Genomic DNA, 18,002 nt, shown 5'->3' on the forward strand with positions numbered 1-18,002 from the left:
CGGCCTCGCCCCCGGTCGAGCCCGACCCGCCACGGCGATCGGGGCGTCGATCGACGCTCGGCGCGAAGGATCGCACCTTCGGTTTCATGATCGCACTCCCAGCGATCCTGCTCTTCCTCGTGATCGCGATCTTCCCGCTCGTCTCGAGCATCGGCACGAGCCTCTACGACCAGTCGCTCCTGCGACCCGAGCGGACCTTCGTCGGATTCGAGAACTACCTCGACGTGTGGGACGAATTCGTCGCCCGCGTCGGCACCACCCTCACCTTCGCGACGCTCGCGACGATCTTCCCGGTCGTGCTCGGGGTGAGCCTCGCGATCCTGCTCAACGCGCGCATTCGCGGCCGCAACCTCCTCCGCGGCGCCCTGATGCTGCCGTGGCTGCTGCCGGGTGTCGTGGTGTCGTTCCTCTGGGCGTGGATCTTCAACGACAGCTACGGCGTGCTGAACCACCTGCTGACCATGGTGGGCCTACCGGAAGTCAGCATGCTCGGCAATCCGACCGGTGCGATGGCCGCCGTCGTGATCGCGAAGACCTGGAACTCGTTCCCCTGGATCATGGTCGTCGCGCTCGCGGTGCTGCAGACGCTGCCGGCCGAGCAGATCGAAGCGGCCACGATCGACGGCGCGACGCGCTCGCAGCGGTTCCGCTACATCTCACTGCCGCACATCGTCGGCCCGGTCGCCCTCGTCGCGGTGCTCGAGTTCATCTACAACTTCGGCAACTTCGACACGATCTTCGTGATGACCGGAGGAGGGCCGGGCGACTCGACGACGACCCTGGCCGTGAGCCTCTACCAGCTCGCGTTCGGCAGCTACGAGCTCGGCAAGGCCTCCGCCATGGGTGTGCTCTGGCTCATCCTGCTCGCGATCATCTCGAGCGCCTACCTGCTCCTCAACCGACGACTGGAGAAGCGATGAGCCGCGGCCGCGACATCGGCGAGGCGATCGTCCGCCCGCGCCTGACCATCCCCGGGCGCATCACGCTCACGCTGCTCGCGCTCTTCGGCCTGCTCCCCGTGTACTGGCTCACCGCGACCGCGTTCATGAAGAAGGAGGACGTGTTCGCGGTCGACCGCCCCCTCTTCCCGGTCGACCCCACCCTCGAGAACATCACGGGCTTCTTCCAGAACCCGCTGCTGCTGCAGAACCTCGCGAACAGCGTCATCGTGTCGACCGGCACGGCAGTGCTCGCGGTGATCGTGGGCTCGCTCATGGCGTACTCGCTCTCGAAGTTCCGCTACCGCGGGCGCAGCCCGATCATGTTCATGTTCCTCATCGGACAGCTGATCCCGGGCGCGCTCCTGCTCATCTCGCTCTACCTGATGCTGAGCTCGGCCGGCCTCCTCTACACCTACACCGGGTTGATCATCTCGTTCACGACCTTCACGCTGCCGCTCACGGTGTTCCTCCTGAAGGGCATCATCGACGGGCTGCCCGACGACATCCTCGAGGCGGCGAAGGTCGACGGTCTCTCGCGGCTGAAGACGATGTTCCAGATCGTGTTCCCGCTCATCGTGCCCGGGCTCATCACGGCCGCCATGTTCGCCTTCATGCGCGGCTGGAGCGACCTCCTCTTCGCGCTCACGCTCGCCGGACCCGCCAAGCAGACCCTGCCCGCCGGCCTCACCCAGGCCTTCATCCACGAGGGCACCGCCGACTGGCCGGCGCTCATGGCGGCCTCGCTCATCACGTCGCTGCCGCTCGCGATCATCTTCATCCTCCTCCAGCGCTACTTCGTCTCCGGCCTCGCGTCGGGGGCGGTCAAGGGATAGCGCGACAGCTCCACCGAACCTCTCGAACCCAACGCCTCGACGAAGGAGCACTCCGATGAACACCCCCTCCCCGCAGCTCAGCCGCCGTGCCTTCCTCGGCGGCGGCACCGCCCTCGCCGCATTCGGTGCGCTCGCGCTCGCCGGCTGCGCCACCCCCGCTCCTCCCGGCGCCAGCGCGGGCGCGAACGGCGCCACCAAGGCGAAGACGATCAACTTCTACGGCAACTCCCTCGGCGAAGACGCCCAGAAGGTGGCCTGGCAGGCCGTCGTCGACGGGTACTCCGAAGAGTCGGGCGTGCAGGTCGCCCCCGTCATCTACCCCTACGACCAGGCGGCGACCCAGCTCGCACTGACCGGTCGCTCCGGCAACCTCATGGGCGTCGGCCAGTCGGGCGGATGGCAGGTGCTCACGCCGATGGACGTGCTCGCCGACCTCAGCGAACTCGCCGAAGGGCTCGGCATCCCGCAGGGCGTGCTCGACTCCTACACGATGGACGGCAAGCTCCTCGTGCTTCCGCTCACGGCCGCCGGCATCGGCATCATCGCGAACGGCGAGATCGCGAAGAGCGTCGGCATCAAGTCGGGCATGACGGTCGAGCAGTTCGCGACCGCCCTCGAGAAGATCAAGTCGCAGGATGCCTCGCTCATCCCCTACGCGGCCGTGACGAAGAACCCCGACCTGAAGGACGGCGCCCACTGGATGTGGGGCTTCGGCAGCGAGGTCGTGACCGACGACTTCGAGTGCACGATCGGCGACGCCGAGAGCGTCGAGGCGATCACCTGGTACAAGTCGCTGCAGGACGCCGGACTCACCCAGGCGAACGTCGCACGCAGCGACGCGCGCATCCTCTTCGCGAGCGGCCGCACCGCGCTCTACGACGACGCGCCCCTCGCGTCGACCTTCGTGAAGACGAACGGCGCCGCCCAGAACGTCATCGACAACATCAACGCGATCGCGCGACCGACCGCCAACGGCAACCCTTCCTACAACCGGGCGTGGGGCGGCGGCCTGTTCGCGACGGCCGGCGAGGGAGAGCTCTCGAGCCGTGACTTCATCACGTACGCGGCCACGAACGTCGAGGCTGCCACGGCGCTCTACGAGCAATCGGCGGTCGCACCCGCGGCGAAGTCGGTCGCCGACCAGATCCCGGCGCTCGCCGCCGACACGTTCCAGACCGCGTTCCGCACCGAGGTGTCGGAGCACGCGCGGGGCGCCGCATGGGACCGAGTCCCCGTCACCGCGCAGATCGACACGGCGATCGGCGCGGGTGTCGCGAACATCCTCGCCGGCCAGGTCGACGTGCAATCGGGCCTCAACTCGCTGAAGAAGGAAGTCCAGGACCTGCTGGACTCGAACTCGTAACGCCTCGGCGCCGACCGCCCGGACGGGACAGCCGGGCGGCCGGTGACCGGGGTGCCCTGAAGCATCCGCTGCACTGCAAGGAGGCAATGCCATGGCACTGAATCGATCGCTCCAGCCCACCCGTTCGCTCCGTCTCGGCGCGGCCACCGTCTTCGTGGCGGTCGGCGCCATGACCCTCGCCGCACCGGGCGTCGGGCACGCAGAGCCGGCGGATGCCCCAGCAGCCGCGGCGGACTTCCCGTCGAACGTGCCACCCGGCTACGAGCTCGCGTGGGCGGAGGAGTTCGGCGGCGTGAACGCCGACGGCACGGGCCTCGACGAGAGCGAGTGGTTCTACCGCGAGGGCGAGAAGGCGGTCTGCTCGAACCAGCCCGACAACGTCAGCGTCGGCGACGGGCTGCTGCACATCGCGATCAGGGCCGAGCAGGCCGAGGGCGAGGACTACACGTGCGGCGGCGTCGTCTCGAAGCGCTGGTTCGGCTACGGGTACTACGAGACCCGCGCGAAGCTCTGGGGTGACCAGGGCTTCCACTCCGCGTTCTGGACGACCGGACTGTCGGCGTACATCCCCGACGTCCCCGACTACCGGGGACCGCACAACCGCATCAACGAGATCGACGGCTTCGAGGTCGACTCGCACGCTCCCGACAAGCTCGCCTACCACTCGCACTGGTTCGTGCCCGAGCACGTCGGCAACCAGGGCAGCCTCGTGACGCAGGCCGACTCGTCGGCCGAGTACCACAACTACGGGTTCGAGTGGACGCCGACCGAGGTGCGCTTCTACACCGACGGCGTGCTCATGCGCACCCTGCCCAAGGCGGGGCCGCACGGCATCCAGAACATCTGGCTCACGACGCTCGGCTACACCTCGCCGGTCGACGAGACGAACCTGCCGGGCGAGACGACGTGGGACCACTTCCGCTACTTCGCCCCGATCGAGAGCGGTGCGGATGCCGCTGCCGCACAGGTCGTCGTCGACAACGGCGACCCCGGCTACGTCGAGCACGGCGCCTGGGCACCCGAGCTCACCGACGATCGGCGCGTGGCATTCGGCTTCCAGGACAAGGAGGTACGTCGCAGCGATGACCCCGGGGCCACCGCGAGCTGGAAGCCAAAGCTCAGGGCGGCGGGTTCGTACGAGGTGTACGTGTGGAACGCCAACGTGCTCCAGACCGGGCACTCGGCCGCACGCTACACGGTGCAGCACGACGGCGGGAGCACCGACGTCGTCATCGACCAGCGCAAGGCGGGGCAGCAGTGGGTGAGCCTCGGCGCGTTCGAGCTGACGCCGGACTCGGGCCAGCGGGTCACGATGGCCGGCGATGCCGCCGGCGCGGGCGTGCTGCGTGCCGACGCGGTGAAGTTCGTGCCAGCGATCGTCGTCGACAACGGCCAGCCGGGCTACACGGAGTCGGGTGCGTGGTCGGGTTCGGCGAGTATCACCGGCTGGCGCGGCGGTGACACGCGCTATGCGAGCGCGTCGAGCGCGAAGGCACGCTGGACCCCTGAGCTGACGGATGCCGGCACCTACGACGTCTACGCCTGGATCCCGCCGCGCGACGCGAACTCCGCCGCCGCGAGCTACACGGTCGTGTCGGCCGATGGCACCCACGAGGTGGCGGTCGACGCGTCGACGCCGACCGGCGAGTGGCTCCGCCTCGGCAACTTCGCGTTCGACGCCGGCACCGCCGGCCACGTCGAGCTCGGGAAGAAGTTCGGCGTGGTCGGCCTCCTGCGCGCCGACGCGGTCAAGTTCATCGCCGCCGACGCCGAGGCGGGCGCGCCGTCGGTGCCCGAGGGCCTCGAGGTCGAGGTCGAGCGCACGCCGCCGACGGGCGACGCCTGGTTCACCGCCGAGTGGGAGCGGGTCGCCGATGCCGACGTCGTGGGCTACCACGTCTACCTCGATGGGCAGCGCCTGACGTGGCAGCCGGTGCAGCGCGACACCTTCGACTTCCACGAGCTGCTCGGGGGTGAGACCTACGCGATCCAGGTGAGCGCCGTCGACCGGCTCGGCAACGAGTCGGCGCTCTCCTCGCCCGTCGACGCCGTGACCCCGGCCGACACCCGGGCGCCGCGGGCGCCGACCGGCCTGGTCGGCGAGGCCGCCAACGGTGAGGCGGTGCTCTACTGGGACCAGAGTCCCGAGCTCGACCTCGGCGGCTACAACGTCTACGCCGACGGCCGGCTGATCACGCCCGAGCCCTTCGGCAACACGAACGACCGGCACAACCGCGACCTCGGCTTCGAGGTGCCCGGGCTCGAGAACGGGGTGGCGCACACGCTCGAGGTCGCCGCGGTGGACTTCGTGGGCAACGAGTCCGATCGCTCGGCGGTGAGCGTGACGCCGCTGCCGATGTCGATCATCGGCGTCGAGGATGCCGGCTACACCGAGGTGGGCGCCTGGGCGCCCTCGAGCGTGGCCGGCTGGCTCGCGACGAAGACGCGCACGAGCAATCTCCGGGCCGCGAGCGCGGAGTGGCGCCCCGACCTTGCGACGGCGGGGACGTACGACGTGTACGCGTGGGTCCCGAACAACGCGAACTCCACGCCGGTGGCGCGCTATACGATCGCCTCGGCGAGCGGCACGACGGTCACCGAGCTCGACCAGCGCAGCGGCGGATCGAAGTGGGTGCTCCTCGGCACGGCGCAGTTCGACGCGGGTACCGCGGGCGCCGTCACCATCACGAACGGAGCGAGCGGATACCTCCGCACGAATGCGGTGAAGTTCGTGCCGACGGGCGGCTGACGGCCACCAGGGTGAACCTCCGGGAGCATGCCGCTTCGCACGACTGCGGCGTATGTCCCGATCCCTTCCCGCCCGGAATCGAGATGGCGGCGGGGAGACTGGCGTGCAATCCCGTTGACGCCGAAACTGATGTGTGACAAGGATGCATGATGGTCGTATCGGATTCCCGTGCTGAGTTGGCCCAGGCACGCTTGAGTGGTTCCAAGATCGCCGTGTCGTTGGTACTCGGTGTCGTCACGGGCGTCGTTGTCTACTACGTCATCGCGGTGGTCGCGACGGCGCAAGCCCCTGGGAACTTCACGGTCAATCCTCTGACCCTGGCGTTGATCGCCCTCGTCGGCGCCCTCGTGGTCGCCATTGCGTGGCGCTGGCCCGTAGTAGGCCTGACGGCCGGCGTTGTCATCGTCCTCGTGGTCGCCGCCGTTGTGGCAGCACGAATCGGATCGTCGGGGTTGGGTTCGGATTGGCTGAATCCGTTCAATGCGGTGGCCTTCGGCGCAGCGAGCGGCTACCCGGTACTCGTCGGCGCCGTGATGGCCAGCGTGTCCGCGTTGAGACTGCGCTCCCGACCCGCGTAACACCGAGCCACAGATCCTCAACATGGCCCCCGGTCGCCATGGGCGACCGGGGGCTACCATTTTGCCGTCGGCAGCGCCAAGGCCGGCGTGTGGGCCGAACGCCTCGAGCGGGTGCAATCCCTCGCCGCGGCGACCGATGACTTGGCGTGGGTCGCTTCGATCGACTCGACGATCGTGCCACGATCCCCGAACGCGCCGACCAGATCGCCCACCGCCGCAAGCGCCCGGGGCCGGCCCATCGATTTCGGTGACGAGCAACGCGAACGCTACCGAGGCCGCAACGTCGTCGAGCGCTGCTTCAACAGGCTCAAGCAGTGGCGCGGATCGCGATGCGCTCAGACAAGACCGCACGCAACGACCACTCCGCACTCTGCCTCGCCGCCGCCCTCCACTGGGTACAGACAGGGTTAGCAACACGCCCTAGTCCCGCGCGCCCTGCAGGAAGCCGGCGAAGTCGACGTGAGCTGGCCGACCTCGCCGCCCCCGTCGCTGATGGGGCGGCCCCAGTGGCACAGCACACCGTCGGCTGCCATGGACGCACGAGCCTCAGAGCCAGCGGCTGCGCAGCTCGGGCTTCAGCCAGGCCGCGGGGGAGGCGATCGAAAGCCCGCCGTCAACGGCGATCGTGACGCCGGTGACGAACGAGGCCGCGTCGGAGCCGAGGAACGCGACGACCGCGGCGACCTCGTCGGGTCGTCCGATGCGGCCGAGCGGATAGCCTTCGGACTCGCCGGTGTCGGTCGCCGAGATGCTCCCGGGCTCGACGGCGTTCACGCGGATGCCTCGTGGCCCGTACTCGAGGGCGAGCTGTCGCACGAGTCCTTCGACGCCGGCCTTCGCGGCCGCGTAGGCCGGGAGGCCGGGTGCGGCGAGCGACGCGTTGACGGAGGTGACCGCCACGATCGAGGAGCCGGACGCGAGTCGCGGCAACGCGGAACGCGCGACGAAGAACGCCGAGTCGAGGGTCGCGCCGAGTGCGGCCCGCCACTCGTCGTCGGTGGTCGAGGTCGCCGGCGCGACCGGCATGCGGGCGGCGGCGAGCACGACGACGTCGAGTCGCCCCAGCGTCGACGCCGCGTCGGCGACCGCGAGCTCCGCGGCATCCGCTCGGCTGCAGTCGGCGACGAGGTACCGTTCGAACACGGGGTCGTCGGATGCCTCGAGCCCGACCCCCACCACGGCGTCGCCGCGCGCGACGAAAGCCCGAGCGATCGCCACCCCGATGTCGGAGCTGCCGCCGATGAGGAGCACGCCGCGCCGGCTCATGCGCGCACCACCGTGGGAAGGCGAGGCACCTGGGGAAGCTCGAGTTCCGCGATCACGAGGTCGACCGCGGCGCGACTGCCCGCGTCGAGGCGCGCGGCGGGGTAACGCACGGTGGGGTGGTCGATGATGCCGCGTGCCACGAGCACCTCCTTGTGCACCGCCCAGGCGATGCCGCCCTGCAGACCGACGAGCACGAGGGGGAGCATACGGCGGAATCCGGCGCGCGCCTCCTCGACGCGCCCCTCGCCGAATTGCGCGAGCACGGGCGCGAGCAGGTCGGCGAACTCGCACGCGGGCATCGTGCCGACAGCGCCGCGCGCGTACTCCTCGAGGCAGAACTGCGCGTTCTGGCCGCCGAGCACGGCGAAGTCCGTGTCGCCGATCGCCTCGACGACCGCGCCCACCTTGGGGGCGGTCGGGGGTGCCTCGATCTTCACGGAGTCGACGCCGTCGAGCCGGGCGAGCTCGGCGATGAGCGTCGGAGGCATGGCGATGCCAGTGACGCCCGGGGCATCCTGCACCATGACCGAGAGCGACGTGGCTACTGCCACCTCGGCGTAGAAGTCGACCAGGGTCGCTGGCGGCGGCTTCACCATGAACGGCGGCAGCACCATGAGCGCGTCGGCGCCGCCCGCTTCGGCGGCGAGCGATTGCTCGATGGCGGTCGCGGTCGAGGTGCCGTTGACCCCCGCGATGACGGGCACGCGGCCGTCGACGAGCTCGACCACGTCGGCGAGGATGATGCGTCGCTCGGCGGTCGTGAGCGCGAACCCCTCGCTCGCCATGCCGAAGACCGCCACGCCGTCGACCCCCGAAGCGAGCTCGAACTCGACGAGCCGCCGCAGGCTCGGGCGGTCGAGCGCGCCGCCCTCGTCGAAGGGCGTGGCCAGGATCGGCATCAAGCCGTGGAGCGTCGCGGCCATCGGCCAGTCCTCACTTCAGCGTCGTTGCTCACGCACTCGCATTCGCAAGTGGCATTCATATTGTGAGACAGCCTGCCATATATCGGGTGACGCCACCACTCGATTCCGCCTCGGGACCCGAACACGCGTCAGAGATCCGTCGCGCGGCGGAGTCGCGGACCCCGCCCATCCGCCAGTCTTGCGTGGTGGATCTCGAACTCCTGACCGATGCCACCCTCACGGGGCCCGCCCTCCTCGGCGCCCTCGCACTGCTGGCACTCGTCGACTCGACGAGCTTCGGAACCCTGCTCATCCCGACCTGGCTCCTGCTCGCACCCGGCCGGCTGCGCCCTGGCCGGATCATCGCCTACCTCGCGACGGTCGCGGGCTTCTACCTCGTGATCGGCGTCGTGCTCCTCTCGATCGCCGCCGCGGCCCTGCCACAGCTCATGACGCTGGCGGCGACGCCCGCCTTCCTCTGGGCGCAACTCGTGGTCGGCGCCGCGCTCCTCGTCGGCTCCTTCTTCATCGGCGGCCGGCGTCGGCGCACCGGGCCCGGCCGATTCGCGCGCTGGCGCGAGCGGGCCGTCACCGATGTCGCCGACGAGGGCGGCAGCCTCCTGCCGCTCATGGGCCTCGCCGTCGCGGCTGCGGCCGTGGAGGTGGCCTCGATGCTCCCGTACCTCGTGGGCATCGGCCTGCTCTCGACCTCGGAGTTCGATCCTGGGGCCCGGCTGCTCGTGCTCGCCGGCTATTGCGTCGTGATGGTGCTGCCGGCGCTCGTGCTGCTCGCGTTGCGCGTCGCCGGCGCACGAACCATGGAGCGACCACTGGCCCGGCTTGGCGCATGGATGGAGCGCAACGCGGCCGAGACCACAGGCTGGATCGTCGGCATCCTCGGCTTCCTGCTCGCGCGCGCCGGCGCCGTCGAGCTCGGCGTCTTCGACGCCCTCGACGCCCTCGGGTAGCGCGGTGTCAGCCGGTCGTGGTCGACTCGGGGACATGGGTTTCGATGCGCTGTTCCTGGGGGTGGCGGCGCCGATGCCGCGAGTGGGCGAAGCGGATGCCGCGACATCCGCCGAGCACGACGCCGTCGTCTGCCTCGATTACGTGCATTTCTCGGTCGTGCTCGACACCGTGCGGCGCCTCGCGCGCGTCACCGGGGTGAACGTCGATGGCGCCGCGCTCCTCGAACTCGAGCGCGGCGACGACTGGCGTCTCGACGATCGAATCCCCGCCGACTGGCAGGCCGGCCCCGAGATCTACGCCGCGAACGACCTCGACCGCGGACACCTCGTGCGACGGCGCGACCCCGTCTGGGGCACCCGCGAGGTCGCGGCGCGCGCCAACGCCGACACGTTCCGCTATCCGAACGCGGCGCCGCAGGCATCCGACTTCAACCAGTCGACCGAACTCTGGCTCGGGCTCGAAGACCACGTGCTCGAGCACGCGCGGGCGCACGAGCAGCGGCTCAGCGTGTTCACCGCGCCGGTGCTCGCCCCCGGCGATCCGCCGTACCGCGGCATCCGCGTGCCCCTCCGCTTCTGGAAGGTGGTCGCGTGGCGCTCGGGCGACGGGCTGGCCACCACGGCCTTCGTCGTCGATCAGGCGCCGCTCGTCGACGTGAGCGAGGTGGTGGCTCCCGCGCCGGGCGAGGCGCCGCCGCTCGGCCCGTTCCGCACGTTCCAGGTGCCGGTGTCGGATGTCGCGGGGCTCACGGGCCTCGCGATGCCCGAGCTCGTCGCCGCCGACGTGCTGCCGCCCACGATCGCGGCGGGCGGATGGCGCCGGCTCGAGGCATCCGCCCAGATCATGCTCTGACGACCGCGAGATGCTCGGCTGACGCCGACCGGGGTTCTTCAGCCCTCGTCGGCGACGGCGGCCGCAGGGGCCGGGGCCGGCTTCGCACGCTGCGCCTTGCGGGCGGCCTTGTCGGCCTTGATCTCGGCGTCGTCTGCGGCCATCAAGACCTTCGTCTCGTCGAGATCGCCGAGGATCGGTCTCACCCAGAGCATCGACGGATGCGAATCGACGAGGAGCGCCCGCACGAGCAGTGTGAGCGGGATGGCGAGGATCGCCCCGATCGGCCCGATGATCACCGCCCAGAAGAGCACCGAGAAGAACGTGATCGTCTGGCTCAGTGACACGGCGTTGCCGACCACGCGGGGCTGCACGACCGACTGGGTGCCGGCGTTCACGATGCCGTAGACGACGATGACGGCGATGACGGTCGGCCAGCCGCCCACGAGGAAGCCGAAGATGATCGGCGGGATGATCGCGATGAAGTAGCCGACGTTCGGGATGAAGCTGCAGAGGAACGACAGCACTCCCCAGATGAATGCACCGGGCACGCCGAGCAGCACGAGGGCGAACCAGTTGATGAGGCCCTGTGCGAGTCCCAGCACGGTCGTGACGACCATGTAACGCCGCACGTTCGAACCGTAGTTCGAGAGGGCGTTGACGAGTAGCGGGCGGTAGGGCCGCATCTGCCGCAGCAGGGTGGGCAGGAACGCGGCGTCCATCGCCATGAGCAGCAGCATCGTGAAGATGATGACGCCCGCCGTGATCCAGCCTCCGACACTGCCGAGGAGACTGCCGAGGAAGGTGGCGAACGAGCTCGGGTCGATGTCGGAGGCAGCCTGCGAGATCTCGTTGGAGGTGATGCCGATCGAGTTGAGCCACGAGGCGATGTTCGTCGCTCCCGACTGGAGCTGGGACTCGTAGTCCGTGAGCAACGCCCCGAACTGCCCGAGCGCGACGAGCCCGAGGTACCCGAAGATGAGCAGCAGCAGGAACACGGCCACGATCACGGAGCCGGTGGCGAGTCCTCGCGAGATGCCCCTGCGCTCCATGGCCACGCGCAGCGGGTGCACGCAGATCGTGAGCACGAGTGCGAAGAAGACCGGAGCGAAGATCGAGGCGATCCCCATGAGTCCGACCGCCGCGAGCACCGCGCCGCCGATGCCCATGAGGATGAAGGCATTGCGATGCTCGCGGTCGGAGGCCTCGGGCGGTACCACGGTCGCCGGGTCCTTCACGGCGATCGGTGCCTGCTTCGGTCGTTTCCTGAACCACCCCATGAGGGACTCCCCGATCCGACGGGCCGGCCACGGCCCGAGTCATGCTCACCATAGCGAGCGGAACGGCACCAGCGCACCTACGACGCGAACATGATTCGCGCGCTGGATTCCGCCCGCTCGCAGTGCGACAGTGGAGCGGTGAGCGGTGCCGCCGGGACTCCCGCGACGATCAGCACCGACGTCCTCGTCGTGGGCGCCGGGCCGAGCGGGCTCATGCTCGCCGTCTGCCTCGCGAAGCTCGGCGTCGACGTCGTGATCGTCGACGGCAAGGAGGGCCCGACCCGCGAGTCCCGCGCGCTCGCGGTGCAGGCGCGCTCGATGGAGCTCTACGACCAGCTCGGGCTCGTCGACCGGGTGCTCGCGGAGCGCTCGTCGGCGACGGCGGTCGTGCCGGGGGCCGGAAGCCGCCCGTTCGGGCGAGTCGAGCTCCGCGGTCTCGGCGAGGGGGTGAGCCCCTTCATGGAGATCACGGTGTTCGAGCAGAGCCGGAACGAGCGGATGCTCGTCGCCGCGCTCGGCGACCTCGGCCGCGACGTGCGGTGGGGACACCGGCTCGAACGGCTGGAGGTGCTCGGGGCGACGTCGGGCGCAGGGGCATCCGTCATGGCGACGCTCACCGGACCCGACGGCAACGTCACCGCGCAGGCCCGGTACTGCGTCGGCGCCGACGGCTCGCACTCGCCCGTGCGCGAGTCGCTCGGCATCCCGTTCGAGGGCGTCACGAACGAGGCGAGCTTCTACGTCGCGGATGCCTCGGGGGTGACCGGCTTGGTCGAGGGCGCCGTGAACATCCGCGTGACCGCCGAGCACTTCCTGCTCGCGTTCCCCATGGGGCCGGCGCGGATGCGCCTGCTCGGGGTCGTGCGCGATCGCGATCGCGACGCCGACGGCGAACTCCGCGAGGCGAGCGTTCGCGCGCTCGTGCGACGAGAGTTCGGCGTCGAGTACACGGACTCGGGGTGGTTCGCGACCTACCGCCTGCATCACCGGCTCGCCGCGCGCTTTCGCGACGGGCCGTGCTTCCTCGTCGGCGACGCCGCGCACATCCACTCGCCGGTGGGTGCGCAAGGCATGAACACCGGGCTGCAGGAGGCGCACAACCTCGCGTGCGCGCTCGCCGACGTGCTCGTCGGCGGCATGCCCGATACGCGGCTCGACCGGTACCAGGCGGAGCGGCGACCGGTCGGCGAGACGCTGGTGGCGACCACCGACCGGGCGTTCGGCGTCGTCACGGCGGACTCCGCGCTCGCCCGGTTCATCCGTGGCCGCGTCGTGCCCGTGATCGGCCCGCTCGCGATCCGCCTGCTGCCGCGCGTCGTCGGCGGCCGGCGGGTGTTCGGCTACCTCTCGCAGACGCGCATCCACTACCGGATGTCGCGGCGCGAGTCGGCCGGTCGCCGCCGTGACCCGGTGGTCGGCCGCCGCCTGCCGTGGACGGGCGCCAACTTCGACGTGCTCCGTTCGATGACGTGGCAGGTGCACGGCTATGGCGTCTTCGAGCCGGAGGTGCAGGCGATCGCCGAGTCACTCGGCCTCGAGGCGCACGCCTTTCCGCCCGACCCGCACCGCAGGCTCCAACCCGGGCTCGTCTACCTCGTGCGGCCCGACGGGTTCGTCGCGGCCGCGGCATCCGCCCGCGCCGTGCCCGGGGGACCACCCGCCTTCCGCGAGCAGCTCGCCGGCTGAGGGGCGGACCGAGCGCGCAGACCGCGTATCGTCGAACGGTGACCCATGAGACCCCAGCGCAGACGGCGACAGAGGTCGCCGATCGTCGTCGCCGCTTCACGGGCGCCGCGACACAGCTCGGCACCGAGGTGTCGATCAACCTCGGCTCCTCGCTCGCCGGACTCGTGATCCCGATCGTGGGCTCGTTCGTCGTGGTCACCGTGCGGCAGCTCGTGATGCTCGTCGCGGTGCTCCCGTTCTACCGGCCGAAGCGCGCCGAGCTCACGTGGCGCCGGCTGTGGCCGGCACTCGCGCTCGGTGTCGTGCTCGCGGTCATGAACCTCGCGTTCTACGAGTCGGTGCACCTGCTCGGGCTGGGCATCGCGGCGACGATCGAGTTCCTCGGGCCGCTCGGCCTCGCGCTCGCGACGTCGCGGCGCCTGCTCGACGTGGTGTGTGCGCTCGCGGCGGGTGCCGGTGTCGTGCTGCTCATCGGTCCCGGGTCATCGGATGCCTCGGCCATCGACCCGTGGGGAGTGGCCCTCGCCCTCACGGCCGCCGTCGCGTGGGCGGCCTACATCGTGCTCACCCGGCGAGTCGCCGTGGGACTGCCGGGGCTCGAGGGCCTCACGGTCGCGAGCATCGTGAGCCTCGTGCTGCTCCTGCCGTTCGCGATCGCGACGTTCGACGCCGACGCGCTCGACTGGCGCGTGGTCTGGCTGCTCCTCGGCATCGGCGTGCTCTGCTCGGCCCTGCCCTACAGCCTCGACACGTTCATCCTGCGTCGCATCACGCCGAGGCTGTTCGCGGTCATCACGAGCTTCGGACCGGTGATCGCCGCGGTCTTCGGGTTCCTCGTGCTGTCGGAGACGTTCACGCCGACCGAGGTCATCGCGATCGCGATCGTGTGCGGCGCCGCCGGCACGGCCATCGCCACGCAGCGCGAGCGCCCGAAGTCCGACCTCGAGCACACTGCCGAGGGCATGGCGTAACGAGCCGCCGGCCATTCATTGCCGCCCGAATGCAACGACCGTATCGTTGGAGCACGCGGCACGCCGTCCTCGACGGCGGCCGTCGCAGCGCACGTCGACGACGTCGGGAGGGGCCATGGCCACCATCGCGTGGATCGGTCTGGGCAACATGGGCGGCCCGATGTCGGGCCACCTCGTCGCGGCGGGCCACGAGGTGCGGGGCGTCGACCCCGTGCCGGCGGCGCGGGAAGCCGCGGCCGAGCGGGGAGTGATCGTCGTGGCATCGGTCGCCGAAGCGGTCGCGGGCGCCGATGCGGTCTTCACGTCGTTGCCGCGCAACGAACACGTGCGCGAGGTGTACGGCGGCGAGGGCGGCATCTGGGCGACGGCGCCGAGCGCTGCGCTGCTGCTCGACACGTCGACCGTCGACGTCGCGACCTCGACGTTCTGCCACGAGGCATCCGCCGACCGTGGCTTCCGCTTCGTCGACTCGCCGGTGTCGGGGGGCATCGCCGGTGCCGAGGCGGGCACGCTCACGTTCATGCTCGGTGGCGGCGCGGCCGCGGTGCGCGAGGCGGCGGCGCTCGTCAAGCCGATGGCTGGGCACGTGTTCGAACTCGGCGGCCCGACGATGGGCATCGCCGCCAAGCTCGCGAACAACCTCATGCTCTTCGTGTCCCTGCTCGGGCTCGCCGAGGGGTCGCAGCTCGCCGCCGAACTCGGGCTCGACGCCGAGACGTTCTGGAAGGTGGCATCCGTCTCGTCGGGCGATTCGTGGCCGCTGCGGACCTGGTACCCGGTGCCGGGCGTGGTGCCGACGAGCCCGGCGAACCGGAACTTCGACGCGACCTTCACGACCGTGCTCGCCGAGAAGGACCTCTCGTTCGCGCTCGCCGCGGGCGAGGAGGCAGGCTTGCGGATGCCGGCGGCGCGCATCGCGCTCGAACAGTTCGGGCAGCTCATCGAGGAGGGCTACGGCGGCAAGGACTGCAGCCTCATCGTGAAGTACACGGCCCCCGACGGTCGCATCGCGGGCTTCGACCCCGAGGCGTGAAGCGCGCCTCGACGGGTCGGCTCAGCTCGAGCGCTGCACCGCCGCGATCACCTCGGTGAGGCGGTCGCGCAGCGCGCCCAGCTCGTCGAGGCTCATGCCGAGCCGGTCGACGACCTGCGGGGGGATCGCGAGCGCCTTCGCGCGCAGGGCGGTGCCGGCATCCGTCAGCGCGACATCGAGGGCGCGTTCGTCGCGGCTGCTGCGCTCGCGGGTGAGGTAGCCCTGCGTCTCGAGCCGCTTGAGCAACGGTGAGAGGGTCGCCGGCTCGAGCTGCAGTGCCTCGCCGAGGTCGCGCACGGTGCGCGGGCTGCGCTGCCAGAGGGCGAGCATCACAAGGTACTGGGGATGCGTGAGCCCGAGGGGCTCGAGGATCGGGCGATACATGCCGATGACCCCGCGCGCGGCGACGGCGAGGGCGAAGCAGACTTGGTTCTCGAGGGCGAGCAGGTCGACGGATGCCCCAGCGGATGCCTCGACCTCGGTGGATGTGGGAGCGCTCATGATGGTTCCAGTCTGTGGTGCTGGCTAATAGTTAGTACACTAATGATTATGACACGAAGAAAGCCGCTCGCCCAGACCGGCGCCCAGCGCGGGTACGCGGGCTTCATCGACCGGCTGAATGCGCGCCTGCTGCCGCTCATCGGCCCGCCCCCGCTCGGCCCGTACGACGAGGAGGCCGTTCCGGCGAAGCCGCCCACCTGCCCGCTGTGCGGCTCGCCGATGTCGGAGCACCGTATCGACCGCTCGGGGGAGCGCACGCAACTGCACTGCCCGTGAGCGCGTCAACCCCCTGGCTGCCGGGCCGGGAGGGCCATACCGTCGGGGTATGCAACCAGAGATGCGAGACGACGAGGACCCGATCCGCTCGGAGCCCGTGCGCATGGGACTGTACGTGGTCCTCGGCGCGGTGCTGACCGTGGTCGGACTCATCGGCATCGGCATCTACGCCTTCACGCCGCGCAACACTCCCGTCGAGGGCGATGGGCCCGCGGATGCCGCTTGGCAGTCGGCCGTGATCCTCGGCGCAGCCGTGTGCACGGGTGTCGGCGTGCTCCTGCTGCTGCTCGCCCTCGTGGCCTCGATGCACGCCCGCCGAGCGCAGCGCGAGCACCTCGAGCACTGACCCGGCCGCCGCCTCCGTCTCGACTCAGCTCCGGAGCGCGACCTGCCGGCTCACCCAACGGTCGTACTGCGCCCACGGATCGCTCACGCCCGCGCTGAGCGCGGCGATGTGCTCGAGCAGCGCATCGTGCACGGCGAACCACTCGGTACCGGGGAACCGGTGGGCTGCGAACTGGACGTGCCGTCGCTGCTCGAGCAGGCGGTCGCCGCGCTCGAAGGCGAGGACTTCGTCGTGCGGCAGGCTCGCGACCCGCACGCGCGGATTCGCGGAGGTGCCGATCTTGATCTGGTCGCGATAGCGAAGGTAGTAGACGACATCGACGCCGAGGTCGGCGACCGCGAGGTCTGGGATGTCGCCGACCCGCCACTCGCAGCGGGCGCAGATCGTGCCCGACGGGTAGCTCACGCCGACGCGTGAGCCGCAGGCCAGGCACGGATCGGGCAGCACGTCGGTGACTCCGACCTCGCGCGCCATCCAGTCGTAGGCGACGAGCAGGTGCGTGGTGCAGAGGTTGACGGGCGCACCATCGGCGGATGCCTCGGCACAGCGGCGTCGGTCAGCGAGCACGATGCCGCACTGCGGCGGGTCGGCCGCTCCGGCGCCCTCGGGAACGGCGTGCTCGCCGACGCCCACCCCGAACTCACCCGCCATCATGCAGGCATGCTACCCGGGGCATCCGACACCGTTCAGAGCCCCGCGCTAGGCTCGATCTCCGACGCCGAACGGCGGTGGACGGCGAGGTTCGGAGGCGAGACGACATGCCCTTCTGGCGCCGCAAGCGGGCGCGACGGCGATTCAAGCCGTTCGATCGCACCCTGCTGCCCCAACCGCCGGAGTCGACGTTCGAGCAGACCTTCGCCGAGGGCCTGCTGGTGTCGGAGTCCGCCGGTCGCATGGCGCTGAAGAACCGCATCATCGTCATGGCGCTCCGCGGTGAGGAGCCGTATGACGCCGACCGAGCCGCCGCGGCGGCTCGCGAGGTGCTCTTCGAGCTCACTCGGGAGATGGACCAGGTGGCCGAGTGGTCGGCGAGCGAGCGAGAGTCCGCCGCCCAGCGTGAGGGTCGTGCCGTCAACCAGCACGACTACCACCGCGCCGACACCCGTAACCTGCGCCTCCGCGAGCGAGTCAACGCCGCCGTCGCGAAGCGGCTCTGGGAGCTCCGCGACGACTCCGACTACCTCGCCGAGTTCGCCGAGCGTGCCCGCGAGGACGCCTGGGGCGAGATCGCAGCGGCGATCGACGCGCGACTCGACCGCGACTGGCCCCAGATCGAGGTCGACGAAACCTACGAGCGCGAACGCGACGAGCGGCTCCGCAACCTCTCGCTCGATCTCGATCGTGACCTCCGCGAGGCGGCGCGACGCCGCGAGGAGCGCGACGAGCTCGACGACGCGTTCGGGGCGTGGCCGGGCTGAGGCAGCCGCCGCCACGGCGGCGGCACCGTCGAGCCGACACAGCACCTGCCGGCCGCGCT

Annotated in this window: 18 protein-coding genes; 13 read left to right on the top strand and 5 right to left on the bottom strand. The window is 70.5% G+C overall.

What is annotated here, in order from left to right; translation table 11 throughout:
• Positions 1-86: 86 nt before the first annotated feature.
• From QFZ26_RS08590 to QFZ26_RS08610, 5 genes are all read left to right on the top strand, one after another.
• On the top strand, positions 87-920 hold the full coding sequence (locus QFZ26_RS08590) for a carbohydrate ABC transporter permease (protein WP_307041158.1): 834 nt from the start codon (positions 87-89) through the stop codon (positions 918-920).
• Positions 917-1,774 (top strand): carbohydrate ABC transporter permease, encoded by an 858-nt coding sequence (locus QFZ26_RS08595; protein WP_307041160.1) that lies wholly within the window; start codon positions 917-919, stop codon positions 1,772-1,774. Before QFZ26_RS08590 ends, QFZ26_RS08595 begins: the two co-directional genes overlap by 4 nt.
• Before the next feature lie 55 nt (positions 1,775-1,829).
• Entirely contained in the window at positions 1,830-3,137 is a 1,308-nt protein-coding gene (locus QFZ26_RS08600) for an ABC transporter substrate-binding protein (RefSeq protein ID WP_307041163.1), read from the top strand.
• A gap of 91 nt (positions 3,138-3,228) precedes the next feature.
• Positions 3,229-5,886 (top strand): golvesin C-terminal-like domain-containing protein, encoded by a 2,658-nt coding sequence (locus tag QFZ26_RS08605; RefSeq protein WP_307041165.1) that lies wholly within the window; start codon positions 3,229-3,231, stop codon positions 5,884-5,886.
• 146 nt (positions 5,887-6,032) lie between these two features.
• A complete protein-coding gene (locus QFZ26_RS08610; RefSeq protein ID WP_307041166.1) occupies positions 6,033-6,464 on the top strand; it encodes a hypothetical protein in 432 nt (143 codons plus the stop codon).
• 546 nt (positions 6,465-7,010) lie between these two features.
• Here the strand turns inward: QFZ26_RS08610 and QFZ26_RS08615 are convergent.
• Together QFZ26_RS08615 and QFZ26_RS08620 are read right to left on the bottom strand one after the other, a co-directional pair.
• Entirely contained in the window at positions 7,011-7,730 is a 720-nt protein-coding gene (locus QFZ26_RS08615) for an SDR family NAD(P)-dependent oxidoreductase (RefSeq protein WP_307041168.1), read from the bottom strand.
• On the bottom strand, positions 7,727-8,653 hold the full coding sequence (locus QFZ26_RS08620; RefSeq protein ID WP_307041170.1) for a dihydrodipicolinate synthase family protein: 927 nt from the start codon (positions 8,651-8,653) through the stop codon (positions 7,727-7,729). The genes QFZ26_RS08615 and QFZ26_RS08620 overlap by 4 nt, the downstream gene beginning before the upstream one ends.
• Positions 8,654-8,838: 185 nt before the next feature.
• Here QFZ26_RS08620 and QFZ26_RS08625 point away from each other — a divergent pair, with 185 nt between their 5' ends.
• Positions 8,839-9,600, top strand: coding sequence for a GAP family protein (locus QFZ26_RS08625; protein ID WP_307041172.1), 762 nt, complete (start codon positions 8,839-8,841; stop codon positions 9,598-9,600).
• Positions 9,601-9,634: 34 nt separating this feature from the next.
• Positions 9,635-10,453, top strand: a complete 819-nt coding sequence (locus tag QFZ26_RS08630) for a DNA/RNA non-specific endonuclease (RefSeq protein WP_307041174.1) — start codon at positions 9,635-9,637, stop codon at positions 10,451-10,453.
• A gap of 38 nt (positions 10,454-10,491) precedes the next feature.
• Here the strand turns inward: QFZ26_RS08630 and QFZ26_RS08635 are convergent, their stop codons facing one another.
• Positions 10,492-11,712 (bottom strand): AI-2E family transporter, encoded by a 1,221-nt coding sequence (locus QFZ26_RS08635; protein WP_307041176.1) that lies wholly within the window; start codon positions 11,710-11,712, stop codon positions 10,492-10,494.
• A gap of 138 nt (positions 11,713-11,850) precedes the next feature.
• Here QFZ26_RS08635 and QFZ26_RS08640 point away from each other — a divergent pair, with 138 nt between their 5' ends.
• From QFZ26_RS08640 to QFZ26_RS08650, 3 genes are all read left to right on the top strand, one after another.
• Positions 11,851-13,398, top strand: a complete 1,548-nt coding sequence (locus QFZ26_RS08640; RefSeq protein ID WP_307041177.1) for an FAD-dependent monooxygenase — start codon at positions 11,851-11,853, stop codon at positions 13,396-13,398.
• Positions 13,399-13,436: 38 nt separating this feature from the next.
• On the top strand, positions 13,437-14,369 hold the full coding sequence (locus QFZ26_RS08645; protein WP_307041179.1) for an EamA family transporter: 933 nt from the start codon (positions 13,437-13,439) through the stop codon (positions 14,367-14,369).
• A 115-nt stretch (positions 14,370-14,484) separates the two neighbouring features.
• Positions 14,485-15,402 carry an NAD(P)-dependent oxidoreductase gene (locus QFZ26_RS08650; RefSeq protein ID WP_307041181.1) on the top strand — a complete coding sequence of 306 codons (918 nt, stop codon included), beginning with the start codon at positions 14,485-14,487 and terminating at the stop codon, positions 15,400-15,402.
• 21 nt (positions 15,403-15,423) lie between these two features.
• Here QFZ26_RS08650 and QFZ26_RS08655 read toward each other — a convergent pair whose 3' ends face one another.
• Positions 15,424-15,903 (bottom strand): MarR family winged helix-turn-helix transcriptional regulator, encoded by a 480-nt coding sequence (locus tag QFZ26_RS08655; protein ID WP_307041182.1) that lies wholly within the window; start codon positions 15,901-15,903, stop codon positions 15,424-15,426.
• A gap of 48 nt (positions 15,904-15,951) precedes the next feature.
• Here QFZ26_RS08655 and QFZ26_RS08660 point away from each other — a divergent pair, with 48 nt between their 5' ends.
• Both QFZ26_RS08660 and QFZ26_RS08665 read left to right on the top strand, forming a co-directional pair.
• The gene (locus tag QFZ26_RS08660) at positions 15,952-16,179 is read left to right on the top strand and encodes a hypothetical protein (RefSeq protein WP_307041184.1); all 228 of its coding nucleotides are present in this window, start codon (positions 15,952-15,954) and stop codon (positions 16,177-16,179) included.
• 49 nt (positions 16,180-16,228) lie between these two features.
• Positions 16,229-16,525: a hypothetical protein gene (locus QFZ26_RS08665; protein WP_307041186.1), complete on the top strand. Its 297-nt coding sequence runs from the start codon at positions 16,229-16,231 to the stop codon at positions 16,523-16,525.
• Positions 16,526-16,549: 24 nt separating this feature from the next.
• Here QFZ26_RS08665 and QFZ26_RS08670 read toward each other — a convergent pair whose 3' ends face one another.
• A complete protein-coding gene (locus QFZ26_RS08670; RefSeq protein ID WP_307041188.1) occupies positions 16,550-17,179 on the bottom strand; it encodes a GIY-YIG nuclease family protein in 630 nt (209 codons plus the stop codon).
• 104 nt (positions 17,180-17,283) lie between these two features.
• On the opposite strand from QFZ26_RS08670, the gene QFZ26_RS08675 reads away from it, so the two are divergent.
• Positions 17,284-17,943 carry a hypothetical protein gene (locus QFZ26_RS08675; protein WP_307041190.1) on the top strand — a complete coding sequence of 220 codons (660 nt, stop codon included), beginning with the start codon at positions 17,284-17,286 and terminating at the stop codon, positions 17,941-17,943.
• The last annotated feature ends 59 nt before the right edge of the window (positions 17,944-18,002 follow it).

This window comes from Agromyces ramosus (assembly GCF_030817175.1).
In the GTDB taxonomy this organism is placed as follows: domain Bacteria; phylum Actinomycetota; class Actinomycetes; order Actinomycetales; family Microbacteriaceae; genus Agromyces; species Agromyces ramosus_A.